We start from the raw sequence: 18,248 nt of genomic DNA, 5'->3' as shown, positions 1-18,248 counted from the left end.
CAGCGGCCGGCAGAACGGACATCCGTTCGATAGCGTCCCGTGGAGTGGTGGACTTCGGATCTGGCGTGGTTCACGCGTTGTGATCAACGAGTCATGTTGAACGCTAGGTGATTTGGTGTTGTTTGGCAAGTGCTGCCGCAGCGTGTTTGGCGGCAATGACGGCACGTAAATCGTCCATGGAGACATCGGAGAGATAGCGGCGGGTGACCTGCCACTCGTCGTGGGATTCGATGACCACCGCAGTCGCCAGCCGCAGGAACGCCGCCGGATTCGGAAAGATCTCCACGACATCAGCGCGGCGCTTGATCTCCTTGTTCAACCGTTCGATCGGGTTGTTCGACCAGATCTTCTGCCAATGCGCCTTCGGGAACGCGGTGAAGGCCAGCACGTCGGTCTTGGCCTCGGCCATCATCGCGGCCACCTTCGGGAAGCTGGCCGCCAAGGTATCGGCGACGCGGTCCCACTGGTCGGCGACCTCGGCGGGGTCGGTGTGGGCGAAGATGGTCTTGACCGCCGCGGTGACCGCCGGGGCGTGTTTGGCGGACACCGCGGTGTGCAGATTTCGCATGAAGTGCACTCGGCACCGCTGCCACGATGAGTTCGCGAACTGTTGTGCCACAGCCGATTTCAATCCAGCATGCGCATCAGAGATCACCAGGTGCACACCACTGAGCCCGCGGACCCTCAGCGAGGCGAGGAATTCGCGCCAGAACTCGTAGGACTCGCTGTCACCGACGGCGGTGCCCAGCACCTCGCGCGTGCCGTCGATGGACACCCCGGTGGCCACCACGAGCGCCTGAGAGACCACGTGCGCCCCGATGCGCACTTTGCAGAACGTGGCGTCGCAGAACACGTACGGGAACTCGGTGTGGGCCAGGCTGCGGGTACGAAACGCCTCGATCTCCTTGTCCAGGCCGGCGCAGATCCGTGAGACCTCCGACTTGGACACGCCGGTCTGCACACCCATCGCGCTCACCAGGTCATCGACGCTGCGCGTGGACACCCCGTGGACGTAGGCCTCCATGATCACCGCGTGCAGCGCCTTATCGATACGGCGGCGCCGTTCCAGCAGCGACGGGAAGAACGATCCGGCCCGCAGCTTGGGGATCTGCACCTCGACGTCACCGGCGGTGGTCGAGATGGTCTTGGGTCGGTGCCCGTTGCGGTGCACGGTGCGTCCGTCAGTCCGCTGATAGCGGCCGGCGCCGATGGCCGCCGTGGCCTCGGCCTCGATCAGCTGCTGCAACCCGGCGCGGATCAGCTCGGCGAACACCGCGCCGACATCGGCGGACTTGAGCGCATCGAGTTGGGCAAGCAGGGCAGAATGATCCTGGGTCATCGCGTGGTGTGTCTTCCTGTTGAGTCACTTGGTAGGTAACTCACTGACCACTACGCGATGGCCCACCCCAACAGCGTCAACGACACACCCAGCACCGTCGTCCCCGCCCCCCGAAACTCCACCACGCTAGGGGACTTATCCATCCGTTCACGCTGAGGCGACTTCCCGACATGACGAGCATCCTGTTCGTTTCTGGGCACATCGACGATGCCGAAGGGGCGACCATGGGCCGCTTGGTCGCCGCTGAACTGGCAAGACAACCGGCACAGCTGGTCCTCGAGCTGTCACGCGCCACGTCGGTCGGTGGCTCATTCGTCACAACCCTCGTCGACGCATCTGCAATCGCCGGAGAGGCAGACACCTCCTTCTGCCTGGTTGTGTCGCCGACTGGACCCATCGCCGATGCGCTCGCCGCTGCTGATCTACTCGAGCGCTTCGAGATATTCACGTCGCTGCACAAAGCCCAGCTCAGGGCGGACCATCTGAAGACACCGGGCGCTGCCGTGATCGAACAGTCGCATCGCGCCCGTGAGCGCGCAGAAGACCATCGAGGCAGCGCGGAGGGCGTCTGAGCAGAGCCAGTGTCTGCGACGCTTCGGGCCTCGCGCGACAGACGATCGGCACCCGGGCGGCGCGGACCCGCAGGGGTAGCGATCTCGTCCCAGGAGTCATGAGCGGCCTGGTTTGCGGCCCGTCGTGCTGGGCATTGGGCACCGACAGACCCGCAGATGAGGAGGAGCACCATGTCCGCAGCCACCACTCGCCGCCAACTCCGCGAATGCCTCGACGATGTCGATTTCCCAGCTGACAAGGCGACTCTTCTCGCAGCGGCCGAACGCCATTCTTGCGATGACGACACCATCCGGGCCCTGCGTTCGATCCCACCCGAGACATATGCCGCATTCTCCGAAGTGCTGGCGTCGGTGCCGCTGACCGACGACGTGATGAGCAACGGCGAGAAGGGTGCCGCGCACCGGGTGCCCACCAAACCGGGTGTCACCGAGAGGGACAGAGACGTGCCGCCGAACCCGATCGCCGAGGAACTGGGCGAGAACCGCAAGAAGTGAGGCGCCGCTTGGCAATCGCGCAGGACCGCCGAGACACAAAAACCCGCTCCGACACTGGTCAGAGCGGGTTTTGAAAGTCGGGCTGACAGTGTGGTGTTTCAGGACATCGGAATAGGGTGTCTCACGACATCGGCATAGGTACGTCAGCCAGTTTCGGCTGGTGTCGAAGGCTCGTCTGGTCATCACCGCAGTCCTTGTCGAGGGCCGCTCACAATCGCAGGTCGCCCGCGATTACGGCGTCTCCCAAAGCTGGATCTCGAGGCTGATCAAGCGCTACACCCTCGACGGCGACGCCGCGTTCGAACCCCGCTCCCGGCGCCCCCACACCAGCCCAGGCCGGCTCCCACAATCCACCATCGACCTCATCATCGACCTGCGCCGCACCCTGACCGGCAAAGGCCTCGACGCCGGCCCCCACACCATCGCCTGGCACCTCGAACACCACCACCACCTGCGTGTATCAGCCGCGACGATCAGCCGCCACCTCACCCGCGCCGGCCTCGTCGAACCCACCCCGCAGAAACGCCCCAAAAGCTCCTACATCCGTTTCGCCGCCGCACAGCCCAACCAACGCTGGCAAGCCGACTTCACCCACTGGCGCCTCACACACGGAGCCGACACCGAAATCCTGTGCTGGCTTGACGACTGCTCACGCCTGGCCATCTCCGTCACCGCCCACCGCCGCATCACCGGCGCCATCGTCGTCACCGAATTCACCAAAGCCACTGCCCGCCATGGCATCCCCCACTCCACACTCACCGACAACGGCATGGTCTTCACCACCCGCCTCGCCGGCGGCAAAGGCGGACGCAACGCCTTCGAAGCCGAACTCCACCGCCTCGGCGTCCACCAAATCAACTCCACCCCGCACCACCCCACCACCTGCGGGAAAGTCGAACGCTTCCACCAAACCCTCAAAAAATGGCTCACCGGCCAACCCCGCGCCACCACCATCGCCGAACTCCAAACCCAACTCGACACCTTCGTCGACGAATACAACCACCGCCGCCCCCACCGCTCCTTGCCCCACAGAGCCACCCCAGCAGTGATCTACACCAGCCGCCCCAAAGCCGACCCAGCAACGCGCATCGACACCCACAACCGTGTCCGCACCGACCGCGTCGACCAAGCCGGAGCGATCACTCTGCGCGTCAACGGGCGCCTGCACCACATCGGCATCGGCCGCCACCACTACCGAACCCGCGTTCTGATCCTCGCCCAGGACCACCACATCACCGTCATCAACGCCGCCACCGGAGAAGTCCTACGCGACTTCACACTCGACCCCACCAGGGACTACCAACCCACCGGCGCCCCCAAAGGCCCCAAACGGAAAAAACCGCGGACCTAAAGTAGGTCCGCGGCTATTCCGATGTCCTGCGACATCACAAAAGTCGGGCTGACAGGATTTGAACCTGCGACCACTTGACCCCCAGTCAAGTGCGCTACCAAGCTGCGCCACAGCCCGCGTGCCTCCCGGGATCGCCGGTCAGCGGTCGAAAGCTTACAGCAGGGTTACCCCCGGTTCCCAACCGCGTCGCCGTGCCCCGCGCGGGTACAACTGACCAATGAGCGACACTCCCCTGTGGCTGTTCGCCGATCAGCTCGGCCCGGCTGTCTACGGCGGCGAGCACGCGCATCGCGAGGTCCTGCTCGTCGAGGCCACCTCGGCTCTGGCCAAACGCCGGTATCACCGCCAGAAACTGCACCTGGTCCTCTCCGCGCTGCGCCACGCCGAGCGCGATCTCGGCGACCGCGCGACTCTGCTCAAGGCCGACACCTACACCGACGCACTCGAGCAATTCGACCGACCCGTCCTGGTCCACCAGCCCACCTCGCACGCCGCCGAGCGCTTCGTCAACCGACTGCAGAAGCAGGGGCTCGTCGAGGAGGTGCTCCCCACGCCGACATTTGCCCTGCCGCGCAAGGACTTCGAAGAGTGGGCCGGCAATCGGACCCGCTTTCGCATGGAGGATTTCTATCGCGACCAACGCCGCCGCTTCGACGTGCTGATGGAGGGCGCGGATCCCGTCGGCAAGCGTTGGAACTACGACGAGGACAACCGCGAGTCCCCGCCCAAGAAGCAGGCCACGCTCGACGTGCCCGCCCCCTACAGGCCGCGCGAGGACGACATCGACGAGCAGGTCCGCCGCGACCTCGACGCGATGGACCTCGACACCGTCGGCGCCGACGGTCCGCGCCTGTTCGCCGTCACCCCCACCGAGGCCAAGCGGGCGCTGAAGCGCTTCATCGACCACCGGCTGGAGCTGTTCGGCCGCTACGAGGACGCGATGATGGGCGGCGACTGGGCGATGTCGCACTCGCTGCTGTCGGTCCCGCTGAACCTCGGCGTCCTGCACCCGCTCGATGCCGTCGAAGCCGCCGAGCAGGCCTACCGCGATGGCAACGCTCCCCTGGCCGCCACCGAGGGCTTCATCCGCCAGATCCTCGGCTGGCGCGAGTACATGTGGCATCTCTACTGGCACTTCGGCCCGCAGTACACGAAGAAGAACGAGCTGAAAGCGCACACCAAGCTGCCGCAGTGGTGGGCCGACCTGGACGCCGACGAGGTCACCGCGGCCTGTCTGCACCACGCCCTCAAGGGCGTGCGCGACCGCGGCTGGTCTCACCACATCCAGCGGCTGATGATCCTGGGCAGCCATGCCCTGCAGCGCGGCTACCGGCCTGACGAGCTGACCGAGTGGTTCGCCACCGCCTATGTCGACGGGTTCCGCTGGGTGATGCCCACCAACGTCGTCGGTATGAGTCAACACGCCGACGGCGGACTGCTGGCCACCAAGCCGTACACCTCCGGCGGCGCCTACATCAACAAGATGAGCGACCACTGCGGCGACTGCGCGTTCGACCCGAAGAAGCGCCTCGGCGACGATGCGTGTCCGTTCACCGCGGGGTACTGGGCCTTCACGCACCGCCACAAGGATCTGCTCGCCAAGAACATGCGCACCCGCCGTGCGGTGTCCTCAATGGAACGTCTCGGCGATCTCGACGCCGTCCTCGAGCAGGAGTCAGCGCGGGAGCACTTCTGAGCTGGAATCGGTGACCGGCAGCGACTTGGGTGCCCGCGACACCCGCCACGCGTAGATCACCAGCGACACCCACACCACGACGATCAGCGTGTAGATGGCCGTCGACCACGGCCAGTGGATGTCGAAGAAATGCACCAACTTCTGACTGTTGGTCAAGACGATGACCCCGCCGACCGCGGTGCCCAGCAGCGCGGGGCTGATGCGGCTCACCAGCCACGCTGCGATCGGCGCGGCGATGACACCGCCGACCATCAGCCCGACCACCACCGGCCAGTTCTCCAGGAACTCGTGACGTAGCCCGATCAGGAAACCGATCGACGCCGACACCGACACCAGGAACTCCGAGGCGCTGACCGAACCGATGACGGTGCGCGGCGCCGTCTTGCCCTGCGAGAGCAGTGTGCTGGTCGTGACGGGACCCCAGCCGCCGCCACCGGAGGCGTCGATGAAGCCGCCGAACAAACCCAGTGGCGCGAGGAACTTCACCCCGTGCCGAGTGCCCTCACCGCCGATCACCAGCGGGGTGCGCAGCGAGAAACGCAGCAGCACATACATGCCGATCACCATCAGGATGGCAGCCATCAGCGGAGCTGCGTGCTCCGTCGACAGCGAGGACAGCACGGTCGCACCGAGGAAGGCGCCGATCGCTCCGGGCACACCCAGCTTGGCGACCAGCGGCCAGTCGATGTTCTTGAACCGCCAGTGCGACAGTCCGGACGCCAGCGTGGTGCCGACCTCGGCGAGGTGCACCGCGGCGCTGGCTTGGGCCGCGCCGACGCTGGAGAGCACCAGCAACGTGGTGGCCGTGACCCCGAAGGCCATGCCCAGGGCACCGTCGACGAGTTGGGCGCCGACACCGACGAGGGTGAAGATCAGAAGCGAACGCATGGGTGCTTTCGGGGGATGCGGTCACGCGGAGCGACCGGCCGGACGAGGGGACTCGGCGTCAGGGACGCCGACAACACCACTCGTCGAAAGCCATCAGGCGGCGCGACGGCCAGAAGGGCTCGAGTGCAGACGCTTCGGACGGCGCAGCCGCCACCAGCACGCTGTCGACCATCGATTACCCCATCCCCTGATCAGATCCCGGTCAGCTTACACGGTCAACAACCGGTACAGCCCGATCAATCCCACCACGACGATCACCGCGCGGAGCACGTTCGGCGAAAGTCGGCGCCCGTAGTGGGCACCGAGGAATCCGCCGATGAGCGACCCGATCGCTATCAGCCCGGCGGCAGCCCAGCTGATCCGGTCGAACGCCACCACCGTGTAGGCGACGGCCGCGACGATGTTGACCAGCAGCGACAGCAGGTTCTTGGCGGCGTTCATGCGTTGCATGTCCTCGGGCAGCAGCGCACCCATGACTGCGACCAGCAAAATGCCCTGCGCGGCGGTGAAATAGCCGCCGTAGACGCCGACCGCGAACGTCAACGCGACGAGCGCGGTCATCCGCGCCGCGGAGACGTGGTCGGCGGACTGGCCGGCCGCCTCGGCACGGCGGCGCGCCCAGGCCTGGATGCGCGGCCCGATGACCACCAGCACGAGTGCGAGCACCAGCAGCACGGGCACGATGCGGAGGAACACCTTCTCCGGCAGGTGCAGCAGCAGCCAGGCTCCGCCACCCGCGCCGAGCAGCGACGCCGGGATCTGCCACCGCAGCCGGTGCCACTGTCCGCGCAGTTCCCGCCGGTAGCCCCAGGTGCCGGATACGCCGCCGGCCACCAGGCCCACCGCGTTGGACATCGTCGAGGTCACCGGCGGATACCCCAGTGCGACGAGCGTCGGGAACGTGATGAGGGTGCCGGAGCCGACGAGCGCATTGATCGCGCCCGCTCCGACGCCTGCCAGGGCGATGAGGATCATGTCGACGACGGGCACTCGATCGACCCTATCGGCGCTTGGGACCCCTCTTTTCACGCACCCGGACGTTGATCCGCACCGGGCTGCCGTCGAAGCCGAACGTCTCACGCAGCCGCCGCTCCAGGAACCGCCGATACCCGGCCTCCAAGAACCCGCTGGTGAACAGCACGAACGTGGGCGGACGGGTGGTGGCCTGGGTGGCGAACAGGATGCGCGGCTGCTTGCCGCCGCGCACCGGCGGCGGCGTCGCGGCGACGACCTCTTTGAGGAACGTGTTCAGCTGGCCCGTCGTGATCCGCTTGTCCCACGAGCTCAACGCGGTCTCCAGGGCGGGCACCAGCTTCTGCACCGCCCGGCCGGTCTTGGCCGAGATGTTGACCCGGGGCGCCCACTGGATCTGCGCCAGCTGCAGGTCGATCTCGCGGTCGAGCAGGTAGCGGCGGTCCTCGTCGACGAGGTCCCATTTGTTGAACGCCAGCACCAGTGCGCGGCCCGCCTCGACCACCATCGACAGCACCCGCTGGTCCTGCTCGGTCAGCGGTTGTGAGGCATCGATGAGCACGATCGCGACCTCGGCGGCGTCGATCGCGCCGTGGGTGCGCACCGAGGCGTAGAACTCGTGGCCGCTGGCCTGGCCGACTTTGCGCCGCAGACCGGCGGTGTCGACGAACCGCCACAGCTTGCCGTCCATCTCGATGAGCGAGTCGACGGGATCGACGGTGGTGCCGGCGACGTCGTGCACGACGGACCGTTCGTCACCGGAAAGCCGGTTGAGCAGCGAGGACTTGCCGACGTTCGGCTTGCCAACGAGCGCCACGCGGCGCGGACCCCCGCCGGTGCCGCCGACCTCGGAGAGGGCGGGCAGTTCCTCGAGGACCGCGTCGAGCAGATCGGCGACGCCGCGCCCGTGCATCGCGCTGATCGGGTGCGGCTCGCCGAGGCCCAGCGACCACAGCGCGGCGGCGTCGGCCTCACCGCGGTCGTTGTCCACTTTGTTAGCGGCCAGGAACACCGGCTTGCCGGAGCGCTGCAGGATCTTCGCGGCGGCCTCGTCGGCGCTCGTCGCGCCGACGACGGCGTCGACCACGAACACGATCGCGTCGGCGGTGCGCATCGCCACCGAGGCCTGCTCAGCGACCAGCTGCTGCAGGCCTTTCGCGTCGGGCTCCCACCCACCGGTGTCCTGCACGACGAACCGCCGGCCCGACCAGGACGCGTCGTAGGAGACGCGGTCGCGGGTGACGCCGGGGATGTCCTGAACGACGGCCTCGCGACGGCCCAGGATGCGGTTCACCAGTGTCGATTTGCCGACGTTGGGCCGGCCGACGACGGCCAGCACCGGTGGCGGCGCCGACGCTTCCTCGACCGCTTCGCTGATCTCGTCGGCGCCGACTTCCCAGTCGCCCTCGTCGAACCAGACGCCGTCTCCGTCACTCATCTGATCGCACCGGCTTTCTGTTCGACCAGTGCGGTCAGATGGCCGATCACCTGGTCTTGGGTCATGTCGCTGGTGTCGACCACCAGCGCGTCGTCGGCGGCGCGCAACGGCGACACTGCCCGGGTGGAGTCGAGATGGTCGCGACGGCGGACATCGGCGAGCACCGCGTCGTAGTCGTCGGGCAGCCCGGATGCGACGTTCTGGTCGTTGCGGCGGCGGGCCCGTTCTTCGGCGGAGGCGGTCAGGAAGATCTTCACGTCGGCGTCGGGGAGCACGACGGTGCCGATGTCTCGCCCCTCGACGACCACTGGCTCGTCACCGTCGGCGAGCTCGCGCTGCAGCGTCACCAGCCGGGCGCGCACCTCAGGGACCGCCGAGACCGCCGACACCGCCTTGGTCACCGCGTCGCCGCGGATCTCGGCCGAGACGTCCTCGCCGGCCAGGAAGGACCGGTCCTCGGCGGGGTCGTGGCCGACGGCCATCGCGGTGTCGCGCACCGCCGCCGTGATCGCCGCCGGGTCGTCGAGGTCGACTCCCTGCCGTAGCGCGCTGAGGGTGACGATGCGGTACATCGCCCCGGTGTCCAGGTAGCGGGCTTTCAGGGCGGTCGCCAATCCCCTTGCCACAGTTGACTTTCCGGTACCTGCCGGGCCGTCGATCGCGATCACCACCGACCGGGTCACAGTCCCACCGCCTTGTAGAGGTCGCCGATCTCCTTCTGCGTCAACACCCGGATGCTGCCAGGCCGCTGCTCGCCGAGCGTGACCGCGCCGATGTCGGTGCGGACCAATTCCTGAACCGGGAAGCCGACCTCGGCGAGCAGCCGGCGCACGATGTGCTTGCGGCCCTCGTGCAGCGTGACCTTCACCAAGGACCGGCCCGGCACGGTGTCGACGACGGCGAAGTCGTCCACCCGCACCGGACCGTCGTCCAGCTCGATGCCGCCGCGCAGCTTCTTGCCCAACCCGCGGGGGACGCTGCCCATCACCGTGGCCAGGTAAGTCTTGGGCACCTCGAACGACGGGTGCATGAGCCGGTGGGCGAGCTCACCGTCGTTGGTGAGCAGCAGCAGACCCTCGGTGTCGGCGTCGAGCCGGCCGACGTGGAAAAGGCTCTTGTTACCGCGCACCCGGTGCTCGACGAGGTCTCCGACACAGGGGCGGCCGCGATCGTCGGACATCGTCGAATGCATACCGCGCGGTTTGTTGATCGCCAGATAGACCCGGTCGTCATCGACGGCGATCCGCGCACCGTCGACCCGGATCGTCGAGTTCTGCGGATCCACGCGGGTACCGAGTTCGGTGACGATGACGCCGTCGACCTCGACCCGGCCGTCGCGAATCATCTTCTCGGCCACCCGCCGGGACGCGATCCCGGCCTGCGACAACACCTTCTGCAGCCGCACGCCCTCGTCGTCGCTCATCGTCACTCCCGTTCCGCGTCGACGTCGATCGCCGGGTCCGGCTGGGACCCAGCCGATGTCCCGTTCAGTTTCATGAAACGTGGCTCCTCGTCCAGGTTTTCGCTGATGTCGTCGATCACGTCGACGTTCGGCAGCAACGGTGCGATGTCGGGCAGATCGGTCAGCGACGACAAGCCGAGGCGTTCGAGGAACAGCTCGGTGGTGGCGAAGGTGACCGCACCGGAATCGGGATCGGTACCGGCCTCGGTGATCAGTCCGCGCGCCACCAGTGTCCGGATCACCGCGTCGACGTTGACGCCGCGCACCGCACTCACCCGGGCGCGCGTGACCGGCTGCCGATAGGCGACCACCGCCAGGGTCTCGAGCGCGGCGCGTGTCAGCCGCGTCCGAGCGCCGTCGAGCAGCAGCTTCTCCACGTACGGCGCGTAGCGGGCGCGGGTGTACATCCGCCACCCACCGCCGGCTTCGCGCAGATCGATACCGCTGCCCCGGGCGGCGAACCCGTCCGCCAACAGCTGCAACCGCTCGGCGACCCTGGCCGCGGGGGCGTCCGTGGCCGTCGCAAGCGCGTCGACGGGGACCGGGGTGTCGACCACGAGCAGCAGCGCCTCGAGCACCGCATCGAGCTCGGCATCCTCGAGGTCGGCCTCGACGTGCTCGGCGTCGGGCTCGCTGTCCGGCTCGGCGTCCGGCGAAAAGTCTTCTGGCATGTTCTCTAGTCCCGCGCTATTCGGCGTCCGCGGTCGCCAACTGCTCGCTGTTGGGCCGCTCCCCGGTCCAGGAAATCTGGAGCACGCCCAGCGGTTCTGACTGGTCGAATGCTACCGCCCGGGCGCGGAACAGCTCGAGCAGTGCCAGGAAGCGCGCGACGATCTCCATCGGCACCTGGCAGTCGGCGACCAGATCGGAGAAGGACGCCCATTCGCCGATTCCGCGGTTCTCCAGCAGCGACATCAGATTGGCGGCCTGCTCGGGCACCGACACCGGGACCTGGTGGAGGTGATCGAGCCCGACGGTCGGCACCGGGCGGGGGGTGAACGCGGCGGCAGCGATCTCGGCGAATCGGGCCGCATCCACCCCGAGCATCACCTCGGGCAATAGGTCGGCGAAACGGTCCTCCAACGCCACAGCCCGCGGGTAGCTCCGCAGCGCCGCGGACTCCAGTTCGGCGAACATCTCCGCGACGTGCTTGAAGGCCCGGTACTGCAGCAGCCGGGCAAAGAGAAGGTCGCGCACCTCCAGCAGCGCCAGGTCGTCCTCGTCGTGCACATCACCGGCCGGCAGCAGCCGGGCCGCTTTCAGATCGAGCAGGGTCGCGGCGACCACCAGGAACGACGTCGTCTCGTCGAGGCCCAGGGTGCTGCCGATCTGTTTGGTGTAGGCGATGAACTCGTCGGTGACCTGGTGCAGCGCCACCTCGGTGACGTCGAGCCGGTGGGCGAAGATCAGCTGCAGCAGCAGGTCGAACGGGCCCTCGAAATTGCTCAGCCGAACCTGGAACCCGGTGGGCTCGCTCACGCGCCGAACCGGTGGATGACCTCGCGCGCCAGCGCCCGGTACGCCTCGGCCCCAGCCGATTTCGGCGCCCACGTGGTGATCGGCTCGCCGGCCACGCTGGTCTCGGGAAAGCGCACGGTGCGGGTGATCACGGTGTCGAACACCAGGTCGCCGAAGCGTTCGACCACCCGGGCCATCACCTCGCGGGAGTTGACGGTGCGCGGGTCGTAGCGGGTGATGAGGATCCCGCTGATGTCGAGCTTGGGATTGAGCCGGTCGTGCACTTTCTCGACGGTGTCGGTGAGCAGTGCCAGACCCCGCAGCGAGAAGTACTCGCATTCGGTCGGGATGACGACGCCGTCGCTGCACGCGAGGCCGTTGACGGTGAGCAGGCCCAGCGAGGGTTGGCAGTCGATCAACACGTAGTCGTAGCGGTCCAGCACCGGGTAGAGCGCCCGCGCCAGCGATTGCTCCCGCCCCACCTCGTTGACGAGCTGGATCTCGGCGGCGGACAGGTCGATGTTGCTGGGCACCAGGTCGAGGCCCGGTACCCGGGTCGTGATCAGCACCTGATCGATCGACACCCGCGGCTCGACGAGCAGGTTGTAGACGGTGTTGTCCAGCTCGTAGTGCGGGACGCCGAGCCCGGCGGACAGCGCACCCTGCGGGTCGAGGTCGACGAGCAGCACCCGGCGGCCGTACTCGGCGAGGGCGGCGCCCAGGTTGATGGTCGACGTGGTCTTGCCGACGCCGCCCTTCTGATTGCACATCGCGATCACGGTGGCCGGGCCGTGTGAGGTGCGCGGCGGCGGTTCGGGGATGTGACGGGGCAGCCGGCCGGTCAGTCCGGGAGTGGGTTCAGGCTCAGGTGCCGGGTCGGGTTCGGGTCCCGCTTCAGGGATGGATGTGCCCGTGTCGTCGGTCATGCCGGACCGTCGCTGGTCAGGCAACCTTCAGGCGTGGCGGACATCGCGACGAGTTTAACGGGAGATGGCGCGCCGGCGAGGCAGACCCGCACGCTAGCGCGCCCTCGGGTGCGCGCCGGCCCACACCTCGCGCAGCGCGTTGACGGTGACCATCGTGTAGATCTGCGTGGTGGTCACCGAGGCGTGGCCGAGAAGCTCCTGCACGACGCGCACGTCGGCGCCGCCGTCGAGGAGGTGGGTGGCGAACGAGTGCCGCAGCACGTGCGGGGACACCGCGGCGGTGATACCCGCACGATCGGCCGCGTCCTGGAGCACCTGCCACGCACTCTGCCGGGACAGCCGGCCGCCCCGGGCATTGAGGAAGATCGCCGGGACTCCCCTGCCGCGACGGGCCAGGTCGGGGCGGGCCCGCACGAGGTAGGCGTCCAGCGCGGCGACGGCGGGCCGGCCGATCGGAATCAGCCGCTGCTTGCCGCCCTTGCCGTGCAGCAGCACCGAGCGCGCCTGCAGATCGATGTCGTCGATGTCGAGGCCGACGGCTTCGGAGATCCGCGCCCCGGTCGAGTACAGCAGTTCCAGCAGTGCTCGGTTACGCAGCGTCAGCGGCCCGTCGGCGTCGCTGTCACCGCCGGCGGCTTCCAACAGCGCCAGCACCTCGTCCAGCGACAGGCTCTTGGGCAGGCGCCGGCTCGGGGTGGGCGGTTTGACCTCGCGGGCCACGTCGAGCGTCGCGATCCCCTCGGCGGCGGCGAAGCGGTGCAGGCCGCGTACCGCGATCAGCGCGCGCGCCGCCGAGACCGCCGACAGCGCGGGCACGCCGTTGTCGGGGTCGCCCTGGCGCAGCGCGACGAGGAAGTCACTGACGTCGGGTTCGGTGGCCTCGGCCAGGTCGGTGACGCCGCGCGAGGACAGGTGCTCGACGTAGCGGCGCAGGTCCCGCCGGTAGGAGCTCAGCGTGTTCGCGGCCGCGCCGCGTTCAATCGCCAGGTGGTCGAGATAGCCCTGGATCTGGACCTCGAGGGTGGAGCCGACAGACGAGAACGTCTGGGTCACGCGTGTCCCTTCCGCCGTGCGAACGCCCGGGGCCTGTCGGTCCAGGGCGCGTCGACGGCGCGGAGCGCATCGATGCCGGGCATCGCGTGCGCGGCCAGGATGCCGGCGACGGAGATCGAGTTGACGATCTCCCCCGAGTACACCTTGGCGACGGCGTCTTCGAGCGCGACACGCTCGACGACGAGGTCGGCTTCTTCGTGTTCAGCCTCCGGGCGGCCCACCTCACGCAGCCCAGTTGCCAGGAACACCCGCACGCTCTCGTCGCTGAACCCGGCCGCGGTGTCGAGGTCGACCAGCGTGTGCCAGGTCTCGGCGGCCAGTCCGGCCTCTTCTTCGAGTTCCCGCGCCGCGGACACGTGCGGCGGTTCACCGCTCATGTCGAGCAGGCCCGCGGGCAGCTCCCACAGCCGGCGGCCGAACGGGTGCCGGTACTGGTAGACGAGCGTGACGCGCCCGTCCTCGTCGAGGGCCACCACGGCGACCGCGCCGTAGTGCTCGACGATCTCGCGGCGCGCCGTCGCTCCGCCCGGCATCCGCACCTCATCGGCGCGCAGGGCGAAGATGTTGCCGACGTAGAGGGTCTCCGACGAGGCCACCGAGAAGTCGTGGTTGCCGGTCCCGTCAGCCACGGGCCGGCGCGTCTTCCAGAGAATGCTTGGCGCCGTTGGTTTCCCGCTCGGGAGCCTCCGGAATCTCGGGAATGTCGACGGGGAGTCGTTCGGCGTTCTTGTAATCGAGGGACGCACCGACGAACGCGACGAACAGCGGGTGCGGCCGGGTCGGCCGGCTCTTGAGCTCCGGGTGGGCCTGGGTGCCGACCAGGAACGGGTGCACCTCGGGGTCGTATTCGACGAACTCCACCAGGTGTCCATCGGGCGAGGTGCCCGAGAACCGCAGCCCGCCCTCGGCGATCTGCGCGCGGTAGGCGTTGTTGACCTCGTAGCGGTGGCGATGCCGCTCGGACACCTCGGTCGACTGATACGCCTGCGCGACAATCGAATTCGGGGTCAGAACGGCCGGATAGGCGCCCAGCCGCATGGTGCCGCCGAGGTCAGCTTCGCCGGCGACGACATCCTTCTGGTCGGCCATCGTCGAGATCACCGGGTCCGGGGTGTCGGGATCGAACTCGGCCGAGCTGGCCTCGGTCAGCCCCACCGACCGCGCCGCCTCGATCACGATGCACTGCAGTCCCAGGCACAGGCCGAGCACCGGCAGGCCGCGGCGGCGGGCGTAGCGGATGGCGCCGATCTTGCCCTCGATCCCGCGGATGCCGAACCCGCCGGGGATCAGCACGCCGTCGACGTCGGCCAGCGCGCTGGCCGCCCCGGTGTCGGTCTCGCAGTCGTCGGAGGCCACCCAGCGCATCTCCACCCGGGCGTGGTGGGCGAATCCGCCCGCGCGCAGCGCCTCGGCGACCGACAGGTAGGCGTCGGAGAGATCGATGTACTTGCCCACCAGCGCGATCCGCACGGTCTCACGCGGTTCGTGCACGCGGCGCAGGAGATCGTTCCACTGCGTCCAATCGACGTCGCGGAACGGCAAGTTCAGCCGGCGCACCACATAAGCGTCCAGTTCCTCGCGGTGCAACACCTTGGGGATGTCGTAGATCGACGGCGCATCGGGGGTCGAGATGCAGCCGTCGATGTCGACGTCACACATCAGGGCGATCTTGTTCTTCAGCCCTTCCGGCACGTCCCGGTCGCAGCGCAGGATCAGCGCGTCGGGCTGGATGCCGATGCTGCGCAGGGCCGCCACCGAGTGCTGCGTCGGCTTGGTCTTCAGTTCCCCGGAGGGCGCCATGTAGGGGATCAGCGAGCAGTGCAGGAAGAAGCAGTTCTCCCGGCCGACCTCGTGGCGCACCTGCCGCGCGGCCTCCAGGAACGGCAGCGATTCGATGTCGCCGACCGTGCCGCCCACTTCGGTGATCACCACGTCGGGGCGGTTCCCGTCGGCGTCGGGCTCGGCCATGGCCAGTACCCGGTTCTTGATCTCGTCGGTGATGTGCGGGATGACCTGCACGGTGTCGCCGAGGTACTCGCCCCGGCGCTCCTTGGCGATCACCGACGAATACACCTGGCCTGTCGTCACATTGGCGTACCCGGTCAGGTTGCGGTCCAGGAAGCGCTCGTAGTGGCCGACGTCCAGGTCGGTTTCGGCGCCGTCCTCGGTGACGAACACCTCACCGTGCTGGAACGGGTTCATGGTGCCCGGATCGACGTTGAGGTACGGATCCAGCTTCTGCATCGTCACCTGCAGACCACGCGCGGTGAGGAGTTGACCGAGGCTGGATGCCGTCAACCCCTTGCCGAGAGAGGACACCACCCCACCGGTCACGAAGAGGTGTTTGGTGGCGGTCTGCGGATGCTTGCGCAACGGCTTCATTTGGCCTGGCACGGAACTCCACCCTAACAGCGACTGCGTTGCCGCGTCACTGACACGCGGGCACGCGGCGGCGCTACTGGGGAACGGTGACCGCGCTAGCGCCCTGTCCGGTGCCGTACTGACCGGGTTTGCCGCCTCCGACCAGCGCGCCCAGCGCGAGCACAGTGGTGATCCGGCCGGATTCGGAGTCGACGTCGTCGACGGTGCTGACCGTGCTCGCGAGGGCGTTGTCGGAGCGAACGACGGCGACCGCCGAGGTCCCCGAGGCGGCGCCGTCCCGGCCGGCGAGCACGACGCCCGCACCGTGCGGGGCGAGTCCGGCGGCGAAGCGGGCCACCGTCGCGCCCTGATTGCCGGCATCGTCGCCGAGACCGCCACCGGTGATGACGACCGCGGTGTCGGCCACACCGATGCGCTCGGTCCCGTAGGTGATGAAACCGGTGTCGCGGAGCGCGGAGAGCACGGTGTCGCGCTGATCGTCGTTGACGGGCGGAGCCTTGGGGTCCTTGGCGGCCAGCAGTGTGATGCCGAGCAGGTCGCCGGCTTGGGAGCCCTGGTCGACGGTCGTGGTGCTCAGCTGGGTGCCCGCGGGCACGATCGGCGAGTTCACGACCGACAGCAGCTTCTCGGCGGCGTTGGCGTCGACGAACTCCTGGGTCAGCGCGATGGTGCCGCTGACCGAACCGCCCGCCGCGCTGACGAGGCGAGACACGGCGTCGACGTCGTCGTCGGCGGCATCCGGGGTGCGGAACAGCACCACCGACTTGTCGGCCAGGCTGCCACGCAGGATGCGAGGGGCCATCTGGGCATCGAAGTCGCCTGCGGCACTGAGCTTTTCGTTGAGCGCATTGCGATCATTGGTGAGGGTGTCGATCTCGGTCTGCATCTGCGCCTTGTCGTCGCGCAGACCCGACAGCACGGTGTTGGACAGCAGCCCGGAACCCAGGGCGATGCCGATGGCGAGCGCCAGGAACACGGCGGCCAGCGAGATGGCGTGCGAACGCAGCGAGATCATGTCGCGAGCCCTAGGAGACCAGACCCTGCACCCACAGCAGGAACTGATTCCACGTGTGGGTGATCCATTCGAGCACGGCGGCATCGGCGCGCGACACCCACAGCGCGGCGATCACCGCGATCAGCATCGCGAGGACGAGCAGCGCGATCGCACCGCCGGAGACACGGCTGCGGTACAGCGTCGCAACGGCTTTGGCGTCGACCAGCTTCTCGCCCACCTTCAGCCGGGTCAGGAAGGTCGACGGATTGCTGCGCTGCCGGGTGCGGTCGAAGAACTCCTCGATGCTTGCGGTGTGGCCGACGGTGACGATCAGCGACGCCCCGTGGTGATCGCACAGCAGCAGCGCGAGATCGGCAGCCGATCCCGCGGCCGGGAACGTCATCGCCCCGACGCCGAGGTCCTGGATGCGCTCCAGACCGGCGGCGTGCCCATCGGCGTCGGCGGGAAGCACCACCTGCGCGCCGCTGCGCAGCGCCTCGGTGCTGATCTTGTCCGGGTCGCCCACGATGAGCGCCGGCCGGTAGCCGGCCTTGCGCAGGACGTCGGCGCCGGTTCCGACGCCGACGAGCACCGGCTGGTACTCCTTGATGAACGGTTTGAGCGCCTTGAGGTCGGCGGCAGCGTGGTCCTCCTCGGCGACGACCACGACGTGCCGACGGTTGAGGTCGACGTCGATGTCGGGGATGCCGATGCCGTCGATGAGCAGCGGGCTCTCGCTGCGGATGAACTCGATCGAGTTGCCGGCGAAGGCCTCCAGGTGCGCGACCAGCCCGCCCTTGGCTTCCTGCATCAGCTCGTGGATGTCGGCGTCGGTGCGCTCGGTGCCCAGGATGAGCCGGCGATCACCGGAGTAGACGCCGCCCTCGTTGAGCCGGATCCGTGCACCGTCCTTGACTTTCTTGAACACCTCCGGGCCGGTGTCGTCGACGAGGGTGATGCCGTTGGCGACGAGCACCTCGGGTCCGAGGTTGGGATAGCGCCCCGAGATCGACGACGAGGCGTTCACCACGGCCGCGATGTTGGCCTCCACGAGAGCATCGGCGGTGACGCGGTCGAGGTCTTGGGCGTCGATGACGACGATGTCGCCGGGAGTCACCCGGCGCAGCAGCCGGTCGATGTCGCGGTCCACGCGGGCGGTGCCGGTGATGCCCGGCCGTGAACTGGCGTTTCGGGAGAGCAGCGCTGACATCTTCATGGGGGG

18 protein-coding genes and 1 tRNA gene are annotated in these 18,248 nt (G+C 68.2%); 4 read left to right on the top strand and 15 right to left on the bottom strand.

The window, feature by feature from the left end; translation table 11 throughout:
• Nucleotides 1–103: 103 nt before the first annotated feature.
• Nucleotides 104–1,339 carry an IS256 family transposase gene (locus ACXYX3_RS12635; RefSeq protein WP_241207993.1) on the bottom strand — a complete coding sequence of 412 codons (1,236 nt, stop codon included), beginning with the start codon at nt 1,337–1,339 and terminating at the stop codon, nt 104–106.
• Nucleotides 1,340–1,509: 170 nt separating this feature from the next.
• Here ACXYX3_RS12635 and ACXYX3_RS12630 point away from each other — a divergent pair, with 170 nt between their 5' ends.
• The 3 genes from ACXYX3_RS12630 (at nt 1,510) to ACXYX3_RS12620 (ending at nt 3,757) form a co-directional block, all read left to right on the top strand.
• A complete protein-coding gene (locus ACXYX3_RS12630; RefSeq protein ID WP_458611900.1) occupies nt 1,510–1,911 on the top strand; it encodes an STAS domain-containing protein in 402 nt (133 codons plus the stop codon).
• A 171-nt stretch (nt 1,912–2,082) separates the two neighbouring features.
• Nucleotides 2,083–2,406, top strand: a complete 324-nt coding sequence (locus ACXYX3_RS12625) for a DUF2795 domain-containing protein (RefSeq protein WP_241207585.1) — start codon at nt 2,083–2,085, stop codon at nt 2,404–2,406.
• A 160-nt stretch (nt 2,407–2,566) separates the two neighbouring features.
• The gene (locus ACXYX3_RS12620) at nt 2,567–3,757 is read left to right on the top strand and encodes an IS481 family transposase (protein WP_458608895.1); all 1,191 of its coding nucleotides are present in this window, start codon (nt 2,567–2,569) and stop codon (nt 3,755–3,757) included.
• Between the two features lie 43 nt (nt 3,758–3,800).
• On the opposite strand, the gene ACXYX3_RS12615 is transcribed toward ACXYX3_RS12620, so the two are convergent.
• Nucleotides 3,801–3,874: transfer RNA gene (locus tag ACXYX3_RS12615), tRNA-Pro, on the bottom strand.
• Between the two features lie 100 nt (nt 3,875–3,974).
• Between ACXYX3_RS12615 and ACXYX3_RS12610 the strand changes: the two genes are divergently transcribed.
• Nucleotides 3,975–5,453 carry a cryptochrome/photolyase family protein gene (locus ACXYX3_RS12610; RefSeq protein WP_458611899.1) on the top strand — a complete coding sequence of 493 codons (1,479 nt, stop codon included), beginning with the start codon at nt 3,975–3,977 and terminating at the stop codon, nt 5,451–5,453.
• Here ACXYX3_RS12610 and ACXYX3_RS12605 read toward each other — a convergent pair.
• From ACXYX3_RS12605 to steA, 13 genes are all read right to left on the bottom strand, one after another.
• A complete protein-coding gene (locus tag ACXYX3_RS12605; RefSeq protein ID WP_458611898.1) occupies nt 5,433–6,341 on the bottom strand; it encodes a sulfite exporter TauE/SafE family protein in 909 nt (302 codons plus the stop codon). The genes ACXYX3_RS12610 and ACXYX3_RS12605 overlap by 21 nt on opposite strands.
• 207 nt (nt 6,342–6,548) lie before the next feature.
• A complete protein-coding gene (locus ACXYX3_RS12600; protein ID WP_241207605.1) occupies nt 6,549–7,316 on the bottom strand; it encodes a sulfite exporter TauE/SafE family protein in 768 nt (255 codons plus the stop codon).
• A gap of 25 nt (nt 7,317–7,341) precedes the next feature.
• A complete protein-coding gene (gene der, locus ACXYX3_RS12595) occupies nt 7,342–8,751 on the bottom strand; it encodes a ribosome biogenesis GTPase Der (protein ID WP_458611897.1) in 1,410 nt (469 codons plus the stop codon).
• On the bottom strand, nt 8,748–9,434 hold the full coding sequence (gene cmk / locus ACXYX3_RS12590) for a (d)CMP kinase (RefSeq protein ID WP_458611896.1): 687 nt from the start codon (nt 9,432–9,434) through the stop codon (nt 8,748–8,750). The genes der and cmk overlap by 4 nt, the downstream gene beginning before the upstream one ends.
• Nucleotides 9,431–10,174 carry a pseudouridine synthase gene (locus tag ACXYX3_RS12585; protein ID WP_458611895.1) on the bottom strand — a complete coding sequence of 248 codons (744 nt, stop codon included), beginning with the start codon at nt 10,172–10,174 and terminating at the stop codon, nt 9,431–9,433. Before ACXYX3_RS12585 ends, cmk begins: the two co-directional genes overlap by 4 nt.
• Before the next feature lie 2 nt (nt 10,175–10,176).
• Nucleotides 10,177–10,884 (bottom strand): SMC-Scp complex subunit ScpB, encoded by a 708-nt coding sequence (scpB, locus tag ACXYX3_RS12580; RefSeq protein WP_458611894.1) that lies wholly within the window; start codon nt 10,882–10,884, stop codon nt 10,177–10,179.
• 16 nt (nt 10,885–10,900) lie between these two features.
• Nucleotides 10,901–11,692 carry a segregation/condensation protein A gene (locus ACXYX3_RS12575; protein WP_458611893.1) on the bottom strand — a complete coding sequence of 264 codons (792 nt, stop codon included), beginning with the start codon at nt 11,690–11,692 and terminating at the stop codon, nt 10,901–10,903.
• Nucleotides 11,689–12,597 carry a ParA family protein gene (locus tag ACXYX3_RS12570; RefSeq protein ID WP_304654343.1) on the bottom strand — a complete coding sequence of 303 codons (909 nt, stop codon included), beginning with the start codon at nt 12,595–12,597 and terminating at the stop codon, nt 11,689–11,691. Before ACXYX3_RS12570 ends, ACXYX3_RS12575 begins: the two co-directional genes overlap by 4 nt.
• 93 nt (nt 12,598–12,690) lie before the next feature.
• Entirely contained in the window at nt 12,691–13,650 is a 960-nt protein-coding gene (gene xerD, locus ACXYX3_RS12565) for a site-specific tyrosine recombinase XerD (RefSeq protein WP_241207593.1), read from the bottom strand.
• Entirely contained in the window at nt 13,647–14,279 is a 633-nt protein-coding gene (locus tag ACXYX3_RS12560; protein WP_458611892.1) for an NUDIX domain-containing protein, read from the bottom strand. The genes xerD and ACXYX3_RS12560 overlap by 4 nt, the downstream gene beginning before the upstream one ends.
• Nucleotides 14,272–16,032 (bottom strand): CTP synthase, encoded by a 1,761-nt coding sequence (locus tag ACXYX3_RS12555; protein ID WP_458612069.1) that lies wholly within the window; start codon nt 16,030–16,032, stop codon nt 14,272–14,274. Before ACXYX3_RS12555 ends, ACXYX3_RS12560 begins: the two co-directional genes overlap by 8 nt.
• Nucleotides 16,033–16,105: 73 nt before the next feature.
• Nucleotides 16,106–17,047 (bottom strand): copper transporter, encoded by a 942-nt coding sequence (locus ACXYX3_RS12550; protein WP_458611891.1) that lies wholly within the window; start codon nt 17,045–17,047, stop codon nt 16,106–16,108.
• A 10-nt stretch (nt 17,048–17,057) separates the two neighbouring features.
• Nucleotides 17,058–18,242 (bottom strand): putative cytokinetic ring protein SteA, encoded by a 1,185-nt coding sequence (gene steA, locus ACXYX3_RS12545; RefSeq protein ID WP_241207596.1) that lies wholly within the window; start codon nt 18,240–18,242, stop codon nt 17,058–17,060.
• Nucleotides 18,243–18,248: the final 6 nt, after the last annotated feature.

Source organism: Mycobacterium sp. Panama NTM2, assembly GCF_054355555.1.
This window is presented reverse-complemented; position numbering and strand designations above follow the sequence as displayed.